Below are 18,139 nucleotides of genomic sequence, written 5' to 3'. Positions count from 1 at the left end.
GGAATGTTTTATGGAATTATTATTTTTAGGGACAGGGTCGGGCGTTCCTGCTAAACATAGAAATTTATCGAGCATCGTCCTGAAACTGCTTGATGAAAGAAACAGTATGTGGATGTTTGACTGCGGTGAATCGACTCAACAGCAAATTTTAAATACAACTGTTAAACCACGTAAAATCGAAAAGATTTTCCTAACTCATATGCATGGTGATCATATCTTTGGCTTGCCCGGTCTTTTAAGCAGCCGGGCTTTTCAGGGCGGAGACACGCCTTTAACGATTTACGGTCCCAAAGGAATCAAGCAGTATGTGATGATGTCACTCAAACTGTCCCAGTCACATCTCCGATATGGTATACATTATGTAGAAATAGACGAAGATGGCATGATTTTTGAAGATGATCAGTTTCTTGTTACAGCAAAACGCCTGCAGCATGGTATTCCTTCTTACGGCTATCGAATCGTCGAGAAAGACCGCAAAGGGGAATTGATGGCAGATAAACTGCAGCAGCTCGGTGTTCCTTTTGGTCCTTTATACGGCAAATTAAAAAAAGGTGAAACAATCAGATTGGAAGATGGTCAGGAGATAGATGGAAGAGATTTTATTGGACCAATGCAAAAAGGCCGGATCGTCACTATTTTGGGTGACACGAAATTTAGCGAAAAAAGTATAGAGCTTGCAGAAGACTCAGATATTCTAGTTCACGAAAGCACCTTTATGCATAAAGACAAAGATCTGGCTTATCGGTACAATCATTCTACGAATGTTGAAGCTGCTACGGTAGCAAAAAAAGCTGGAGCAGAAAAACTTTTACTGACACACATCAGTGCGAGATACCTTTACGCTGACAGCAAGCAAATGGAAAAATCTGCACGGCAACTCTTTGAAAACACCTTTATCATGAATGATTTTACTGAAGTTTCAATCCCATTAAAAAATGAGGAGAGATGAGATGAAATCTATAAAAGATAAAATCGTTTGGATCACAGGCGCTTCCTCAGGTATCGGCGAAGAGATCGCCTACAAACTAGCTGAAAAAGGTGCTTTGCTGATACTAAGTGCCAGACGAAAAGAAGAACTCGAACGTGTTAAACAAAATTGTATTATAAAATATGAGGCAAACGCTATTGTTTGTCCACTGGATGTTGCAGACAAAAATGAAGTTGATCGTGTTTATTCTATTCTGTTAAAAAAGCTTGGTAAGATAGATGTTCTGATAAATAATGCTGGATATGGTCTGACCAAGGAATTTGTTGACTATGACATCACTGAAGCAGAAAACATGTTCAGAGTGAATATTCTAGGTATGATGCATATAACTCAAAAGGTAGCAGCACATATGATTGAACGTAATACCGGACATATTATTAATGTAGGGTCGATCGCTGGGAAAATCGCAACTCCTAAATCAGCTGTTTATTCTTCATCAAAATTTGCGGTCATTGGATTCAGTAATGCTTTACGACTGGAACTAAAGGATTATGATATCAAAGTAACCACAGTAAATCCTGGTCCTGTTGATACGTCGTTTTTTGATTCATTTGATCCAGATGGGAGTTACCTTGAAAAAGTTAAATCATTTGTCCTGACACCTGAGGAAGTAGCTGGAAAAATCGTAGCTGTGATCGGCAAAAATAAAAGAGAAGTGAATATACCAGGAATAATGGAAGTAGCCTTTAGATTTTATACGCTATTTCCAGCCGTTGGAGACTTTCTTGTCAGAAATGTATTCGATAAGAAATAATATATATCAATTCACTACATGAATAATATGTGTTATTCTTGTTTTATATAAAAACGAGATACTGGAGGAGAATAGAATGAAAAGACAGTGGAGCATGGTTGGTGCGATCGTATTGTTCTTGATCATCGCTATTTTATCTGTATTAAATGTCGATCCTGTGCCTGTTAATTTTGGGTTCGTTGAAGTGGAATGGCCGCTTATCGTCGTGATCTTTGCTTCTTTATTACTTGGAGCTTTAATTGCTACTTTGCTGTCAACATACAAGGCATTTAAAGATCAGCGAAAACACAAACACCAAAACACAGTGGAACATTCTGATTCTGAAAATAATTCATCTCTTTACACGTCTCAGACAGATGATTCAACTGGAAACCAAGTAGATATCGACAATAATGAAAGTGACTTGAATAACAGCTAGAAATATGCTAACTAGTAAGAGTCTGAATTATGGTAGGGGGAAAAGTTATGAATGAAAATAAAATTGCAGTTTTAACTGATTCAGGTTCTGATGTGCCACAGGAAATCAAAGAAAAGTACGATGTAAAAGTTATACCTTTGAAAATTATTTTCAGTGATGGAGAATACATCGACAAGGAGACAATTACAGCTCAGGAAGTCTATGACCGTATGAAAAAGGAAATACCAAAAACATCTTTACCTGATGGAGAACTGATCAAGAAGATGTTTGATGAAATTAAAGCTGAAGGTTATGAGAAAGTTATCGCGGTAACTATTTCCAGTGGACTGAGTGGAACTAATAATATGGTGCGTGTAGTAGCTGAACAATACGAAGACCTGGATATATTTGTTTTAGATACGAAAAATATTGGTATCGGGTCAGGTTTTTCTGTGGTTGAAGCTGCTAAACAAGCCAATAGCGGTGTGGAATGGGAGGCTATCAAAAACAACCTCAAAAAAGGCGTGGATAAGGCGAAGGTTTTCTTCCATGTCCCAACACTTGAATACTTGCAGAAAGGCGGAAGGATCGGACTGGTACAGTCAGTTGTAGGGAGTCTGATGAACCTTAAACCGATCATTACTTGTAATGATGAGGGGATCTATCATACAGTCGCCAAAGTTAGAGGGAAATCTAAATCAGTGAGAAAAACGATTGAACTGGTACAGGAATTTGCTGAAAACTCGAAAAAATATAATTTAGCTATTGCTTACGGTGGCGAATCAGCCCGGGAAGAATCTGAAGGAATCAAAGAAGTAATGAAAAAGAAATTACCTGATTTTGAACGTTTTTTCTTTGATCAGGTCAGCCCGGCTCTAGGTGTTCACACAGGTCCTGGATTGATAGGTATCGGTATCCAGATACTTGATTAAAAAAGCTTTAAAAATGAATAATAGAAAAAGGATGCAATGGAGAAGACTCTTTATTGTGTCCTCTTTTTTGTTATAATAAAAGCCTGTGAGTAAGATAAGGAGTGTCTGAATGCAAACAAAAGCTACGCTATGGAAACAGGACAAGCAAATAAATGAAAATAAAAAAACTCAATTGGCAGCAGAGCTTGAGAAATCAGAGGTTTTTGCTCAATTATGCCTGGAAAGAGGATTGAATACTAAGGAAGACGTCGAAAGTTTTGTCTCGCCGGATCTAAATGCGATAGACGATCCGTTTTTATTTTTTGACATGGAAAAAGTAATCCAACGTATTAAACAAGCAATCCTAAATGTAGAAAAAATAACAGTTTACGGAGATTATGATGCGGACGGTGTAACAAGTACTGCAATATTATACGAAGCAATTGAACTGCTTGGTGGAAAAGTTGATTACTTTATACCTAACCGATTCAAAGAGGGATACGGACCCAACATAGAAGCTTTTGATCAATTGATTGAAAATGGAACTACTCTGATCATAACTGTAGATAACGGGATTTCAGGACATGATGCGGTAGCTCATGCAATGTCAAAGGGAATAGATGTCATTATCACCGATCATCATGAATGTCCGGCTGAATTGCCCGAGGCATATGGGATTATCCATCCAAGACACCCGGAGAAGTTCTATACGACACCAGATTTATCTGGTGCAGGAGTCAGCATGAAAGTGGCACAAGCCTTACTTGATGAAAACTCTTCAGAGTTCCTGGAATTAGCTGCTATTGGTACAATTGCTGATTTAGTATCGCTGACTGGTGAAAACCGGGTCATAGCTTATTATGGACTCCAATCACTGAAAACAACACAGCGTCTGGGCCTTATTGCTTTAATGCAGTCAAGTAATATTCATCCTGATTCGATTGACGAAGAAACGGTAGGTTTTCAGCTGGCGCCGCCGATCAATGCTGTAGGCAGACTGGGTGATGCCACAATGGTTGTTGATCTACTTACGACTTTTGACGAAGAAAAAGCTTTTGATTTGAGCGAAGAGATTTTGGCGAAAAATAAAGAAAGAAAAGCCATCGTTGAATCCATTACAGAAGAAGCTCTGGTCATGGCGGAAGAAAAGAAAAAACACTCTTTGATCGTCATAGCCAATAAGAACTGGCATGAGGGAGTCTTAGGAATCGTTGCAAGTAAAGTCACTGAAAAATATCATAAACCAGTTATAGTGCTGACAATGGATGAAACAGAAGATAAACTTAAAGGATCGGGCCGGAGTATCGAGGGCTTTGATCTTTATGATTGTGTAAATGCTTTCAGAGATGATCTGCTTAGTTTTGGCGGTCATGAAATGGCTTGTGGTTTAAGTTTAGAACCGGGTTATCTTGAGGAATTTACGGAAGAAATCAATAAAAAAGCAAGTCTTTTATCTGCGGACCTGTTAAAAGAAAAGGTGTATCACGTCGAAATATCTGTAAAAATAGACGAGATTGATATTCAAATGGTCGAAGAAATAGAATTACTGAAACCGTTCGGCCAGGATAATAAAAAACCACTGGTTAGAATCGATTCAGTCTACCCGGAAAGTTCCAAGAAAATCGGTGCAGACCAGTCTCATTTTAAAGCGACTCTACATGATGATGACAAACAATTAGACATGATTGCTTTTTACCATTCGGAGTGGATGGATGTTATGCGAACCTCGCCAGAAATCGATGTTATAGGCTATATTTCCATAAATGAATGGAATGGATACAAAAAAGTTCAGCTTCAGGCGCTCGATTATAAGACAACAGGCCCCGTAGTTATCGATCAGCGCAAAAGCAAATTAAACAAAGAAATGTTTAGAGAAACGAATGCCCATTTTGTTTTCTTTCAGAAAAAGATTGCAGAAAAATGCCTCCCATTGATTGATGAAAACTCAACGTGTCAGATTATCGATAATGAAAATAACTTAGCGAAAATTCCGGTTGATAGAGCGGTTATCTTCGTGGATACACCAGAAGATATCGATGATTTTCTTTCAGTATACCAGCACTATCGCTTACATCCATTGCAGCTTTATTTTCACTCACCAAAAGAGTATTATATGCAGGGCATGCCTAAAAAGCAGCAATTTCAGCTACTCTATAAATGGTTAATAAAAAAGCAGGAAATCGACTTGTCAAAAGATACAAAAGAGATGGTCAAGCACACAAATATAAATAAAGACAGCTTAAAATTTATGTTAATGGTGTTTTTAGAGAATAAATTTGTTACAATGGAGGATGGTAAGTTAAGTATAGTATCAAACCCTATAAAAAAAAGATTAGAAGATACATTAACCTATAAAAAGAGACTGAAACAAATCGAAGCTGAAGAAATCCTTGTATACAGTTCTTTTAAAGAGTTGCTTGCTTATCTGAAAAATAATGATGAACGATATAAGTAATGGAGGAAGACAAATGGATTTTAAGAAGTATATTGCTGATGTTCCTGATTTTCCAGAAAAAGGTATTATATTTAGAGATATTTCGCCACTTATGGCGGATGGTGAAGCATACAAAGCTGCTACTGATAAGATCGTAGAGTACGCTAAAGACAAAGGCGTTGAAGTGATCGTAGGACCTGAAGCTAGAGGATTTATCGTTGGGTGTCCGGTTGCCTATGAATTAAAAATAGGATTTTCACCATGTAGAAAAAAAGGAAAGCTCCCTCGAGAAACAATCGAAGTCAATTATGGTTTAGAATATGGATCAGACGTCCTTCAATTGCATAAGGATTCGATCACACCCGGACAAAAAGTTCTCATTACAGATGATTTGCTGGCAACTGGAGGCACTATTGCAGCAACGATTGAGTTAGTTGAAAAACTCGGTGGGATCATCGTTGGCTGTGCTTTCTTTATTGAACTCGAAGAGCTTAAAGGCAGAGATAAAATCAAAGGTTATGATATATTTACCCTGATGAAATATTAATGGAACATTTCCAGGCTTTGTTAGCGAGAAAATCTGACATTGACGAAAGCAAGAACAGAAATTGTATATCCAAATAAGATAAAACATACCTAATAAAAAACTTTATCAATTAGAGGCATCTATTAAAGATGGAAACATGAAATTAGACAGACGCTTAAAAACACATCAAAAGGGCTGAGACATTTGTCTCAGCCCTTCTCTTTCGATTAAGGTCACCCGTTAAAATATATGACTTCTGTATAAAGAGACAACTTTACCTAAAATTTTTACATTGTTAAGTATAATGGGATCCATTGTTTCGTTCTCCGGTTGCAGCCTGATGCGATGTGATTCTTTGTAGAAACGTTTGCATGTAGCCTCATCTTCGTCAGTCATAGCAATAACGATATCACCGTTATTGGCCGATTCCTGCTTTCTGACAATAATCTGATCACCATCTAAAATACCGGCATCGATCATACTGTTACCACGAATAGTCAGCATAAACAGATTCCCTTTTTCTATTTCCAGATCATTGGGTACAGGGAAATAATCAGACGCTTCTTCTACAGCCAGGATGGGCTCTCCTGCTGTGACGACTCCCAAGAGCGGAATCTTATCCTCGTCAGGGTTGATTCCCAGTCTATCAAGGCCTAAAGGGGTAAATTCTATAGCACGCGGTTTAGATGGATCGCGATATATATAACCGTTTTTTTCTAATCTGGCCAGATGTCCATGGACTGTTGAAGTTGAAGAGAGTGCTGTTGCTTCGCCAATTTCTCGAACAGTCGGTGGATAGCCTTTCTTTTTAGCCTGCTTGTAAATATAATTTAAAATCTCCAGCTGTTTCTCACCTTTACGTCCTCTTGTCGTCATGATAAAACCCTCTCTATAATATAATATTTAAATGGAACAACCGTTCTATATTTTAGTAAAGTATAGCACAATTACTGCTGTAAATCAAACGAATGTTCGAGTAACTGATTTCTATAAACATACTCCTGTCTGACTGTTAAACAATATTAGCTAGTCAAAATACTACGAAAAAAGAAATATATAACTTTCTTATATTTCTGACAAATGGTATGATGAATAGTGTATGTAAACTGTCTTATTTAAACCAATGTAAGGGGGATAATATGCTTGAAAAAGAAAAGCTTGATCGAATAAATGAACTGGCAAATAAAAAAAAGGCGAGTGGTTTGTCTGATCGGGAAAAACTTGAACAAAAAAAATTGCGTGAAGAATACCTTACTGCTTTTCGATCCGGAATGAAGAGCCAGATCGAAGGGATGAAGATCGTCGACCCAGATGGAAACGATGTGACACCTGACAAAGTAAAAGAAATTCAAAAAAACAAAGGACTGCATGACAGGAAATAGCACTCTCATATTAACTTACAGTGTTGACATTGAAACAAAAGTAGAATGATAGTACAATGATAAAGAAAGTTTTAATTAAAGAAAATGGAAGGAATGATGTTCATTGTTCGATAAAACTGATCAAATGGCAGTCGATACGATTCGCACACTAAGTATCGATGGCGTGCAAAAAGCTAATTCAGGCCATCCGGGTCTACCTATGGGAGCTGCACCAATGGCGTACACACTGTGGACGCGTCACTTAAATGTCAACCCGAAAAATTCACAATGGTTCAACCGCGACCGTTTTGTATTAAGCGCAGGGCACGGTTCTATGATGCTATACAGCCTGCTGCATTTGTCTGGGTATGATGTCAGCATTGATGATCTTAAAAATTTCCGTCAATTAAATGGCAATACGCCAGGACATCCAGAAGTGCATATCACTGATGGCGTGGAAGCAACAACTGGGCCACTGGGACAGGGAATCGCAAATGCTGTAGGTATGGCTATGGCAGAAGCTCACTTGGCAGCAACATATAATACTGAGGATAAATCTATCGTCGATCATTATACGTATGCCTTATGTGGAGACGGTGACCTTCAAGAAGGCGTCTCTCAAGAAGCGGCTTCCTTAGCTGGTCATTTGAAACTAGGTAAACTGGTCATGTTGTATGACTCCAACGATATCCAGCTCGATGGACCGACCTCAAAAGCTTTCACTGAAGATGTCGGTAAGCGCTTTGAAGCTTACGGATGGGAGCACATCTTTGTTGAAAATGGGAATGATCTGGAAGCAATCGATCAAGCGATCGCAAAAGCTAAAGAGACAACAGACAAACCAACACTCATCGAAGTCAAAACAGTTATCGGTTTTGGAGCACCTAACCAGGGCACACATGGGGTCCATGGTGCACCTCTTGGGCCTGAAGGCGTTGAAGCAGCCAAAGAAGCATACGGCTGGAAAGGTGAAGAATTCTTTGTTCCAGAAGAAGTAACTGAACGCTTTAAAGAGCACATGATCGATAAAGGTGAAAAAGCCGAGGCAGAATGGAACCAAACCCTTAAAGATTATCGTAAGAATCATTCAGATTTAGCTGATCAATTTGACAAAGCTTTATCTGGAGAGCTACCTGAAAATTGGGATGCAGAGTTACCAAGTTTCTCAGAAGGTGACGGGGATGCTGCCACACGTTCAACAAGTGGGCAGGTTTTAAATGCCATTGCTAAAGCTGTACCTAACTTATGGGGCGGTTCGGCTGATTTATCAGGGTCAAACAAGACAATGATCGATGGCGTCAAAGATTTCCAGGCTGGACAATACGAAGGGCGCAATATCTGGTATGGTGTGCGTGAATTCGCTATGACAGCAGCTCTGAATGGAATCTTGCTACACGGAGGAACAAAATCTTATGTGTCAACATTCTTTGTTTTCACAGACTATCTGAGACCTGCTGTGCGTTTGGCAGCCTTATCGGAAATACCGGCTATTTATGTTATGACACACGACTCGATCGCCGTTGGAGAAGACGGACCGACTCATGAACCGGTTGAACAACTCTCAAGTTTCCGTGGTATGCACAACTTGACCGTTATGAGACCCGCCGATGGGAACGAAGTGGCTGCTGCTTGGGAAGTGGCTTTGACTTCTGAAAAACGTCCTACTATGCTTGTTCTGACACGTCAGAATCTACCGGTGCTTAAAGGAACCAAGGAATTGGCTAGAGAAAGTGTTAAAAAAGGTGCTTATGTCCTGTCGCCTTCAGACAAAGAAACACCGGATGGTATTCTTATCGCAACAGGATCTGAAGTTTCCTTGGCAATGGCTGCTCAAAAAGAATTAAAAGCTCAAGGTAAAGATGTTTCAGTCGTTTCAATGCCAAGCTTTGACTTATTTGAAGATCAGTCAGACGAATATAAAGAATCAGTTCTTCCAGCTGCTGTTAAAAATCGTTTGGCAATTGAGATGGGCTCATCATTCGGCTGGCATAAATATGTAAAAGATGCCGGCAAAGTCATGGCCATCGACAAGTTCGGTGCCAGTGGTAATGGTGAAGCGGTTGTTGAAGCATACGGTTTCACACCGGAAAATGTTGTAAAAACCTATCTATCTTTGAATAGTTAATATAAATAAAAACCAGTAAAAAAAATTTTTAAAACTCCCTTTCGATAAGTTTAGCCGAAAGGGAGTTTTCGTAATGTCAAAGAATGGACATTATTGATATATTCATGAAAATACGTTTATAGGTTTATTTTTTCTGATTAATTGTGTAAACTAGTGCAGTGAGCAGTTTTATGGAATCGTATAAAACGAGCGACAGATTTTTTTTAGAAGTTAAGTGAGGGAAGGAGTGAAAAGACATGGAGACATGGTTAGCAATAGTATTGATTATAGTGGCATTAGTTGGTGGTCTTGTTGGAGGCTTCTTTATTGCTAGAAAGTATATGATGGATTACTTTGAAAAAAATCCACCTATAGATGAGAATATGCTGCGCATGATGATGATGCAGATGGGACAAAAACCATCTGAGAGAAAAATCAATCAAATGATGAGCCAAATGAAAACTCAGCAAAAAACAAAAAGCGCGAAAAAGAAAAAGAAATAATAAAACTAGACGGACAGTATCGCTGTCCGTTTGATTTAAACGTAATATGACATATTGTCATATTTGAGAAAATGTTGAATGTGGGAGATTAGAACTATGGATATATTTAAACGCTTAGGATGGTTTTTCAAACAGGAAAAGAAATCCTATTTATTAGGAGTGGCAGGACTTTTGATTGTTGCCGTTCTCCAGTTGATTCCACCCCGCATTATTGGGATCGTCGTGGATGAAATCGAGACAGACGTATTAACCCGGCAGTCACTGTTCCAATGGATCATTATTTTAACTGCTACCGCTGTTTTACAATATATATTAAGGTACATCTGGCGTGTGAATATCTGGGGGAATGCTGCCAAACTTGAACAAATCGTTAGAAAACAGCTGTATGAGCATTTTACAAATATGGATAACACTTTTTTCCAAAAATATAGAGCGGGAGATTTGATGGCGCATGCAACGAACGATCTGCGCGGACTTAGAATGGTTGCTGGCGGAGGGGTCTTAACTATGGCTGATGCCATCAGTGTAGGTCTAACCACTCTTTTAGCCATGCTGTTTGTAGTAGACTGGCGTTTAACGCTGATTGCTGTTATCCCTCTGCCTTTTTTAGCCTTGACGTCAAGAGTATTGGGTCAGAAACTGCATGTACGCTTTAGAGATGCACAGGCTGCTTTCTCTCATTTGAATGATAAAGTACAAGAAAGTATTCAAGGTATAAAAGTAATGAAGACATTTGGACAGGAAAAAGAGGATGTTGAAAAGTTCGAGCAACAAACGGATAATGTTGTTTCAAAAAATAAAGCTGTTTATAAGATCGACTCTCTTTTTGACCCGGCAATCACTTTAATAATGGGAATTTCATACCTTCTTACTATTCTAGTAGGCGGTTTTCTTATTATGGGGGATGAGATCTCCATCGGTGACTTCGTGACGTTTATCAACTATATAGGCATGCTTGTCTGGCCCATGTTCGCTATTGGGCGTTTATTCAATATCATTGAACGCGGATCAGCAAGTTACGATCGTATTGAAAATCTATTGAGGGAAGATAGTGCTATAGAAGAACGTCAAGGAGCTTTTGATGAACCTATATCTGGGACGTTATCCTTTGATATTAAAACATTCCGTTATCCCGATGATGAAGCGGTCGCTCTCCATCACGTAGCATTCACTATGGAACAAGGAAAAACATTAGGTATCGTAGGAAAAACAGGTTCAGGCAAAACCACTATTATGAAGTTGTTACTTCGAGAGTATGACAATTATAAAGGAACGATTCGGTATGATGGGTACGATATCAAAGACTATACATTGGATGCTCTTTTAAAACAAATTGGCTATGTCCCGCAGGATAACTATCTTTTTTCAACAACCATAAGAGAAAATATACGTTTTGCGGATCCGTCACTTTCTCAAGAAGCTGTTGAAGCAGCTGCAAAACTGGCAAATATTCACGAAGATATCATGGAATTACCAGAAGGTTACGATACTGAAGTAGGGGAACGCGGTGTTTCACTTTCAGGTGGTCAGAAACAGCGTATTTCCATTGCCCGTGCCATTTTAATAAATCCTGAATTGATGATTTTAGACGATTCCCTGTCAGCAGTGGATGCTAAGACCGAAGAAACCATATTGACTGGTTTGAAAAATGTTCGTGAAGGTCAGACAACTATCATAGCGGCTCATAGAATCAGTTCAGTTATGCATGCAGAAGAAATCATTGTCATAGAAGAAGGTACGATCGTTGAGCGGGGCACACACAGCGAGCTCCTTGATCAAGACGGATGGTATAATGATATGTACGCGCAGCAGCAACTTGAACGTAAATTGGAAGGAGGGGGGCGTTCATGATGGAGCAGAAAGAATTATCGGTAAGAAGAGCCATCCCTTTCAAAGAACAAATGCATGTTTTGAAACGGATCATGTCATTTGGGAAGCCATACAGAAAACAATTTGCAGTGGCTATATTTTTCAGTATCGCTCTGGCTATGTCCACAGCGGCTTTACCAAGAATTATACAGCTGTTTATTGATGATCACTTGACGACAGGTGATTTATCTTTTGAAATCATTGTAACCTTTGCCGGCCTTCACTTTGGAGTCACGCTTATCAGAATGACAGTCTGGTATCTGGAACTTTATCTTTTTAATATGGCTTCAGAAAAAACGGTTAAAAATATACGTAATCGTTTGTTTGAAAAACTTCATACATTGGGGATGCGCTTTTTTGATCAAACGTCAACAGGCTGGCTTATTACACGTGTAACCAACGATACCGAAGCAATGAAAGATTTCTGGAACGTCTTTTTGAATATTATGCAAGGCGTTTTGGGAGTAATTATATCACTTGGAGCCATGTTCCTGCTGGATATCTCTGTAACGCTGTGGATTTTACTTTTTGCCCCGATACTATTGATTGTTATAAGAATATACCAAGTATACAGTTCAAAAACTTATAGTGAAATGAAATCCAAGTTGAGTTTGCTAAACACAAAATTGGCTGAAACGATTAACGGCATTTCAGTTATTCAGCAGTTCCGACAAGAGAAGCGTCTTCAAAAAGAGTTCGAAGAGACGAATCAATCTTATTTTGATTCCCGCTTTTCTATGACAAAAATCAATGCGTTACTGTTGAGTCCTGTCATCAATCTTTTATACACGCTGTCTGTAGTAGTTATTTTAATGATATTCGGTTTTGATGCTTTAAACGGTCCTGTAGAGGTCGGCATTATTTATGCATTTACAACTTATGCAAACAACTTTTTCAGACCACTGACCCGTTTGATGGACAGCATGAGTTTATTTCAAGACGGCATCGTCTCAAGCAGCCGTATATTAACTGTAATGGATAATGAAGAATATGCACCTGCCCAGCTGGACAACCAGGAAGCTCGTATAGAAGAAGGAAAAATCGAATTCAAGAATGTATCTTTTTCTTACGATGGGGAAAACAAAGTCTTGAAGAATATATCCTTTACAGTCAATCCAGGTGAAACGATCGCCTTAGTGGGTCATACTGGAAGTGGTAAGTCCTCGATCATTAATGTAATGATGCGTTTTTATGATTTTGATGAAGGTGAAGTTTTGATTGACGGGAAATCTATCAAGGAATTTCCTATGCGTGAGTTGAGACAGCGTATAGGACTTGTTCTACAGGACTCGTTTTTATTTTACGGGACAATCAAAGATAATATACGTTTGCTGAATGAGTCGATCACTGATAGAGAAATCATAGAAGCGGCACGCTTTGTACAAGCCGATAAATTCATTGAAGAACTTCCAGGTCGTTACGATGCAAAAGTAGTGGAACGTGGGGCCAGCTTTTCAAGCGGTCAGAAACAATTGATTTCATTTGCAAGCGCGATCGTAAGAGATCCTAAAATACTTATACTGGACGAAGCAACGGCTAATATCGATACAGAGACAGAAGCTCTGATTCAAGAAGGACTCAAGCGTATGCGTAAAGGTCGTACAACCGTTGCAATCGCACATCGGTTGTCTACGATCAGAGATGCTGACAAAATTTTAGTATTGGATAATGGCCATATCATTGAACGAGGAACCCATGATGAACTGATAGATCGTGGAGGACAGTATAAAGATATGTACGAACTGCAAAATCTCGGTCTTCAAACTGAATAGTATTTTTTCAAAATTAATTAACGGATGTTCTTCTACCAGAGGATATCCGTTATTTATTTGAACGGTCTGCAGCTGATTAAAACTGCTGGATAATAAAAATTGTAGAAAAACTGGAGCGATATCTGACAAATTAGAAGTAGAGTGCGCACTCACGAGCTATATTTTTGCGAGTTCGACATTTTAGAGTCGAAAGTGCATACTCATTATAGAGGTCAACTATGAGTTCGACATTTGCAACTCAAAAGTACACACTCAAAAGATAAGACAGTTGTGAGTTCGACACATCGGGGTGGAAAGTGCATACTCACAAGGTAAGCGAGCTTCGAGTTCGACATCGCTCCCAAAGAGTATTTCTATTTTAGTCTGTATAAATAGTAAAAAACAGACTGACGCAAAAACGCCAGTCTGTTTTGATATATGCCAGAACTACTGATTCAGTTATGGTCAAGTTCGTCAAATATCTTTTGTATTTTTTCAGAATAATAAGCTGTTGTATCTTTAACACCTTCAAGCTTGCGCTCAACGTAAAAAGGTTTGCCGAAACGCACGACCGTCTTCTTTCGCTTGATCAATTCACTGAAAGTTAAAGGGCCACTGTATACTGCTGGGACGATTGGTTTTTTACTTAATTTGGCTATTGTTACCGCACCACCTTTTAATTCGCTGGAATGGCGTGTGCCTGATGGAAAAATGATTAATCCAAGATCTGTTTCTTTTAACGATTTGACTGGCTTTTTAATCGCACTTGGACCCGGCTTGTCTCTGTCCACAGGAAAAGCATTTAAATTGGTAATCAACCAGCGCAGGATCGGATTTTTGAATAATTCTTTTTTTGCCATCACGCTGAACTGTTTGGGTGTCGTTGCAAGAACCAAATAAACTGGATCGATCCATGAACGATGGGGGGCAATCAAAATATAGTTCTCATCTTTCGGTAGATTTTCTTTGCCGATGTACGTAGGTTTACCATTCAATATCCATACGAGCAGTCGAACAATACTGCGAACGATTGAAAAAAACACAATAAACACTTCCTTCTTTTCTTCTTCTATCATTAGTATGCGACAGGTCCAGCTAATTAGCAAGAATTTTTTTAAGTGGTTTATTGCAATCCGGGCAATATTGTTGTATACTTATAGGCGGTGCATCATGCACTAATTTCACACCTTGATCGATGTCTTGAATGGTGCTCTGCAGCCACAGAGTGTTCAGACAGATGACGTCAGGGGAGGAAAATAAAAACCAATATGGAGGAATGACAAATGGCAGTAGTATCAATGAAACAATTATTAGAATCAGGGGTACATTTTGGTCACCAGACTAGACGCTGGAATCCAAAAATGAAGCCTTATATCTTTACAGAAAGAAATGGTATCTACATCATCGACTTGCAGAAAACAGTTAAGTTGATCGACAAAGCTTACAATTATGTAAGAGAAGTCACTGAAGATGGCGGAAATGTTCTTTTTGTAGGAACTAAAAAACAAGCGCAGGACGCAATTAAAGAAGAAGCAGTCAGAGCCGGCGCTTACTATATCAACCACCGTTGGTTAGGCGGAACTTTAACTAACTGGGATACCATTCAAAAACGTATTAAACGCTTGAAAGACTTGGAAAAAATGGAAGAAGACGGAACGTTTGACGTCTTGCCTAAAAAAGAAGTAGGAATCCTGATCAAAGAACGTGACCGCTTAGACAAATTCTTAGGCGGAATCAAAGACATGCCTGGAAAACCAGACGTCTTGTTCGTTGTGGACCCTCGTAAAGAACATATTGCAGTTAAAGAAGCACAGAAACTTAACATTCCTATCGTTGCTATGGTTGATACTAACTGTGATCCAGATGAGATCGATGTTATTATCCCTTCAAACGACGATGCTATTCGTGCAGTTAAATTATTAACTAAAACTATGGCAGACGCTGTTATCGAAGGTAACCAGGGAGAAGAAGGCTTTGAAGAAGAAGCTAAATCTGATTCTTTAGATGAAATCGTTGAAGTTGTAGAAGGCGACAACGAATAAATTAAACTTACAGGTTAGAATCATAATCTACTGAGGAGGAAGAAGAATAGTGGCAAATATTAAAGCAGCTCAAGTTAAAGAATTACGTGACAAAACAGGCGTAGGTATGATGGATGCGAAAAAAGCATTAGTAGAAACTGATGGCGATATGGATGCAGCAGTTGACTACCTTAGAGAAAAAGGTGTATCTAAAGCAGCTAAGAAAGCAGACCGTATTGCGGCTGAAGGCTTGGCTAATATTTACATTGACGGAAATACTGCAGCAATCGCTGAAATCAACTCTGAAACTGATTTTGTTTCTAAAAACGATAAATTCCAGAACTTGGTGAAAGGGATCACTAAAACAGTTGCAGAGAATAAACCGGCATCTGTTGAAGAAGCACATAAACTGGAAATGAATGGTGAAACAATCGAAGACACCATTACTGAAGCAACGACAACAATTGGTGAGAAAATCACTTTCCGTCGTTTCGCCGTTGTTGAAAAAACTGACAATGATGTCTTTGGTGACTATGAGCACATGGGTGGACGTATCACTGTCCTCACACTTTTAGAGGGATCTGATGAAGAAGTTGCCCGTAACGTAGCTATGCACGTTGCAGCAATCAATCCTAAGTATATCACTCGTGAAGATGTGCCTAAAGAAGACAGAGATCATGAATTAAGCGTCTTGACTGAGCAGGCTAAAAATGAAGGCAAACCAGAAAATATCGTTGAAAAAATGGTTCAAGGACGTTTGAATAAATGGTTGGCTGAAGTAAGCTTAGTAGACCAGCCATACGTTAAAAACCCTGACTTGACTGTTGGAGAATACTTGAAAGAAAACAACGCTTCAATCAAATCATTTGTTCGTTATGAAGTTGGCGAAGGTATTGAAAAGCGTTCTGAAGATTTCGCTGCAGAAGTACAGAGTCAATTAGAAAATAAATAAACCATTTAAAGCAGGGATAGCTTATTGACTATCTCCTGCTTTTTTTACAGTACTAAAAGAGACCTTGTTGGATTTTTAATGACGCTACTCTTAAATTATGGTAAAATTGGTTTGTATGAACGATGAAGGGAAAGATTTTATGAATGAACCGAAGTATAAACGTATTATATTGAAACTAAGCGGTGAAGCACTTGCCGGAGATTCTGGATTTGGTATACAGCCACCAACCATTCACGAAATTTGTCAGGAAATAAAAGATGTACATGATTTAGGCATTGAGATAGCTATAATCGTGGGGGGCGGCAATATCTGGCGGGGACATATCGGTGCAGAGATGGGTATGGAGCGTTCTCAGGCAGATTATATGGGCATGATCGCAACGATCATGAATGGTTTGGCTCTTCAGGATTCTCTTGAAAATATTGGAGTGCCTACACGCGTTCAAACCTCTATAGAGATGCGTCAGGTGGCTGAGCCTTATATAAGAAGAAAAGCGATCAGACATCTTGAAAAAGGCAGAGTTGTCATTTTTGCAGGAGGAACAGGTAACCCTTATTTCTCAACAGATACGACAGCTGCGCTCAGAGCTGCTGAAATGCAGGCAGATGTTATCATGATGGCAAAAAATAATGTTGATGGCGTTTATTCTTCTGATCCAAATGTTGATAGTGACGCTGTCAAATACGAAGAACTCACTTATTTGGATATAATAAATAAATCACTGCAAGTTATGGATACAACCGCTTCGTCGTTAAGTATGGACAATGATATCCCGCTCGTTGTATTCAATTTAAATAAAAAAGGAAATATCAAACGTGTTGTTCTAGGTGAAACCATTGGAACAACTGTCAGGAGGAAAAAGTAATGACACAGGAAATTTTAAAAGATACAAAAAATCGTATGAAGCAATCTGAACAGGCTTACCTTAGAGAGTTGGGTTCCATCCGGGCTGGCCGAGCCAATCCCAGTCTGCTGAACCGTATTGATGTGGAATACTATGGCGCACCAACGCCACTTAACCAGCTGGCACAAATCTCTGTACCAGAAGCTCGAGTGCTTCTGATCACACCTTATGACAAAAGTTCATTAGGGAATATTGAAAAAGCTATAAATCAGTCGGACATAGGTATCCCACCTTCTAATGATGGTAACGTTATTAGATTAGTCGTTCCGGCATTGACGGAAGAACGTCGTAAAGAGATCGCCAAGCAAGTAAGAAAAGAAGCAGAGAATGCAAAAATAGCGATTCGGAATATTCGTCGTGATGGAATGGATTCACTTAAAAAAGCTGAAAAAACAGGTGATTTAACAGAAGACGAATTACGTCAATATGAAGAAGAAGTACAAAAATTGACGGATGCAAGTGTCAAAGCTATCGATAAGCTTTCAACGGAAAAAGAAAAGGAAATCATCGAAGGTTAATAAAGCAAGGAGAGTAGCACAAGGAAACTTAACAGAATGTCCTTTCAAGATGACATTCACTAAGTTTATGAGCTTACTCTCCTTTTTTTCAAGTTTTTATAATCGGTCTATAATATACTTGTTAACAAGTTTAGTCACAACCGCAG

The 18,139-nt window shown here is 38.9% G+C and carries 17 protein-coding genes; 15 read left to right on the top strand and 2 right to left on the bottom strand.

Translation table 11 applies throughout. From position 1 onward, the window contains the following. The first annotated feature begins 10 nt into the window (after positions 1-10). The 6 genes from rnz to AKA01nite_RS02635 all read left to right on the top strand — a co-directional run bounded on the left by rnz (position 11) and on the right by AKA01nite_RS02635 (position 6,031). The gene (gene rnz, locus AKA01nite_RS02660) at positions 11-949 is read left to right on the top strand and encodes a ribonuclease Z (RefSeq protein ID WP_146923547.1); all 939 of its coding nucleotides are present in this window, start codon (positions 11-13) and stop codon (positions 947-949) included. Between the two features lies 1 nt (position 950). Further along, positions 951-1,742 carry an SDR family NAD(P)-dependent oxidoreductase gene (locus AKA01nite_RS02655; protein WP_146923545.1) on the top strand — a complete coding sequence of 264 codons (792 nt, stop codon included), beginning with the start codon at positions 951-953 and terminating at the stop codon, positions 1,740-1,742. A gap of 76 nt (positions 1,743-1,818) precedes the next feature. After that, positions 1,819-2,160: a LapA family protein gene (locus tag AKA01nite_RS02650; protein WP_146923543.1), complete on the top strand. Its 342-nt coding sequence runs from the start codon at positions 1,819-1,821 to the stop codon at positions 2,158-2,160. A gap of 47 nt (positions 2,161-2,207) precedes the next feature. Further along, positions 2,208-3,071 carry a DegV family protein gene (locus tag AKA01nite_RS02645; protein WP_146923541.1) on the top strand — a complete coding sequence of 288 codons (864 nt, stop codon included), beginning with the start codon at positions 2,208-2,210 and terminating at the stop codon, positions 3,069-3,071. Between the two features lie 109 nt (positions 3,072-3,180). Continuing rightward, a complete protein-coding gene (gene recJ, locus AKA01nite_RS02640) occupies positions 3,181-5,505 on the top strand; it encodes a single-stranded-DNA-specific exonuclease RecJ (RefSeq protein WP_146923539.1) in 2,325 nt (774 codons plus the stop codon). Between the two features lie 13 nt (positions 5,506-5,518). Beyond that, the gene (locus AKA01nite_RS02635) at positions 5,519-6,031 is read left to right on the top strand and encodes an adenine phosphoribosyltransferase (protein ID WP_146923536.1); all 513 of its coding nucleotides are present in this window, start codon (positions 5,519-5,521) and stop codon (positions 6,029-6,031) included. A gap of 219 nt (positions 6,032-6,250) precedes the next feature. On the opposite strand, the gene lexA is transcribed toward AKA01nite_RS02635, so the two are convergent. Beyond that, the gene (lexA, locus tag AKA01nite_RS02630; protein WP_146923535.1) at positions 6,251-6,886 is read right to left on the bottom strand and encodes a transcriptional repressor LexA; all 636 of its coding nucleotides are present in this window, start codon (positions 6,884-6,886) and stop codon (positions 6,251-6,253) included. A 263-nt stretch (positions 6,887-7,149) separates the two neighbouring features. Here lexA and AKA01nite_RS02625 point away from each other — a divergent pair, with 263 nt between their 5' ends. The 5 genes from AKA01nite_RS02625 to AKA01nite_RS02605 all read left to right on the top strand — a co-directional run bounded on the left by AKA01nite_RS02625 (position 7,150) and on the right by AKA01nite_RS02605 (position 13,619). Beyond that, entirely contained in the window at positions 7,150-7,392 is a 243-nt protein-coding gene (locus AKA01nite_RS02625; RefSeq protein WP_146923533.1) for a DUF896 family protein, read from the top strand. Between the two features lie 103 nt (positions 7,393-7,495). Then, positions 7,496-9,496, top strand: a complete 2,001-nt coding sequence (tkt, locus tag AKA01nite_RS02620) for a transketolase (protein ID WP_146923531.1) — start codon at positions 7,496-7,498, stop codon at positions 9,494-9,496. A gap of 236 nt (positions 9,497-9,732) precedes the next feature. Beyond that, positions 9,733-9,978, top strand: coding sequence for a YneF family protein (locus AKA01nite_RS02615; RefSeq protein ID WP_146923529.1), 246 nt, complete (start codon positions 9,733-9,735; stop codon positions 9,976-9,978). A 96-nt stretch (positions 9,979-10,074) separates the two neighbouring features. Continuing rightward, a complete protein-coding gene (locus AKA01nite_RS02610; RefSeq protein WP_146923528.1) occupies positions 10,075-11,829 on the top strand; it encodes an ABC transporter ATP-binding protein in 1,755 nt (584 codons plus the stop codon). Then, positions 11,826-13,619: an ABC transporter ATP-binding protein gene (locus AKA01nite_RS02605; protein ID WP_186805063.1), complete on the top strand. Its 1,794-nt coding sequence runs from the start codon at positions 11,826-11,828 to the stop codon at positions 13,617-13,619. The genes AKA01nite_RS02610 and AKA01nite_RS02605 overlap by 4 nt, the downstream gene beginning before the upstream one ends. 434 nt (positions 13,620-14,053) lie before the next feature. On the opposite strand, the gene AKA01nite_RS02600 is transcribed toward AKA01nite_RS02605, so the two are convergent. Beyond that, a complete protein-coding gene (locus tag AKA01nite_RS02600; RefSeq protein WP_146923526.1) occupies positions 14,054-14,641 on the bottom strand; it encodes a lysophospholipid acyltransferase family protein in 588 nt (195 codons plus the stop codon). A gap of 240 nt (positions 14,642-14,881) precedes the next feature. Between AKA01nite_RS02600 and rpsB the strand changes: the two genes are divergently transcribed. The 4 genes from rpsB (at position 14,882) to frr (ending at position 17,993) form a co-directional block, all read left to right on the top strand. After that, on the top strand, positions 14,882-15,640 hold the full coding sequence (gene rpsB, locus AKA01nite_RS02595) for a 30S ribosomal protein S2 (RefSeq protein WP_146923524.1): 759 nt from the start codon (positions 14,882-14,884) through the stop codon (positions 15,638-15,640). 49 nt (positions 15,641-15,689) lie between these two features. Next, the gene (gene tsf / locus AKA01nite_RS02590) at positions 15,690-16,571 is read left to right on the top strand and encodes a translation elongation factor Ts (RefSeq protein WP_146923522.1); all 882 of its coding nucleotides are present in this window, start codon (positions 15,690-15,692) and stop codon (positions 16,569-16,571) included. A gap of 139 nt (positions 16,572-16,710) precedes the next feature. Beyond that, the gene (gene pyrH / locus AKA01nite_RS02585; RefSeq protein ID WP_146923519.1) at positions 16,711-17,436 is read left to right on the top strand and encodes a UMP kinase; all 726 of its coding nucleotides are present in this window, start codon (positions 16,711-16,713) and stop codon (positions 17,434-17,436) included. After that, complete coding sequence (frr, locus tag AKA01nite_RS02580; RefSeq protein WP_146923517.1) at positions 17,436-17,993, top strand: ribosome recycling factor; 558 nt, start codon at positions 17,436-17,438, stop codon at positions 17,991-17,993. Before pyrH ends, frr begins: the two co-directional genes overlap by 1 nt. Positions 17,994-18,139: the final 146 nt, after the last annotated feature.

Source organism: Alkalibacterium kapii (assembly GCF_007988865.1).
Taxonomy (GTDB): domain Bacteria; phylum Bacillota; class Bacilli; order Lactobacillales; family Carnobacteriaceae_A; genus Alkalibacterium; species Alkalibacterium kapii.
This window is presented reverse-complemented; position numbering and strand designations above follow the sequence as displayed.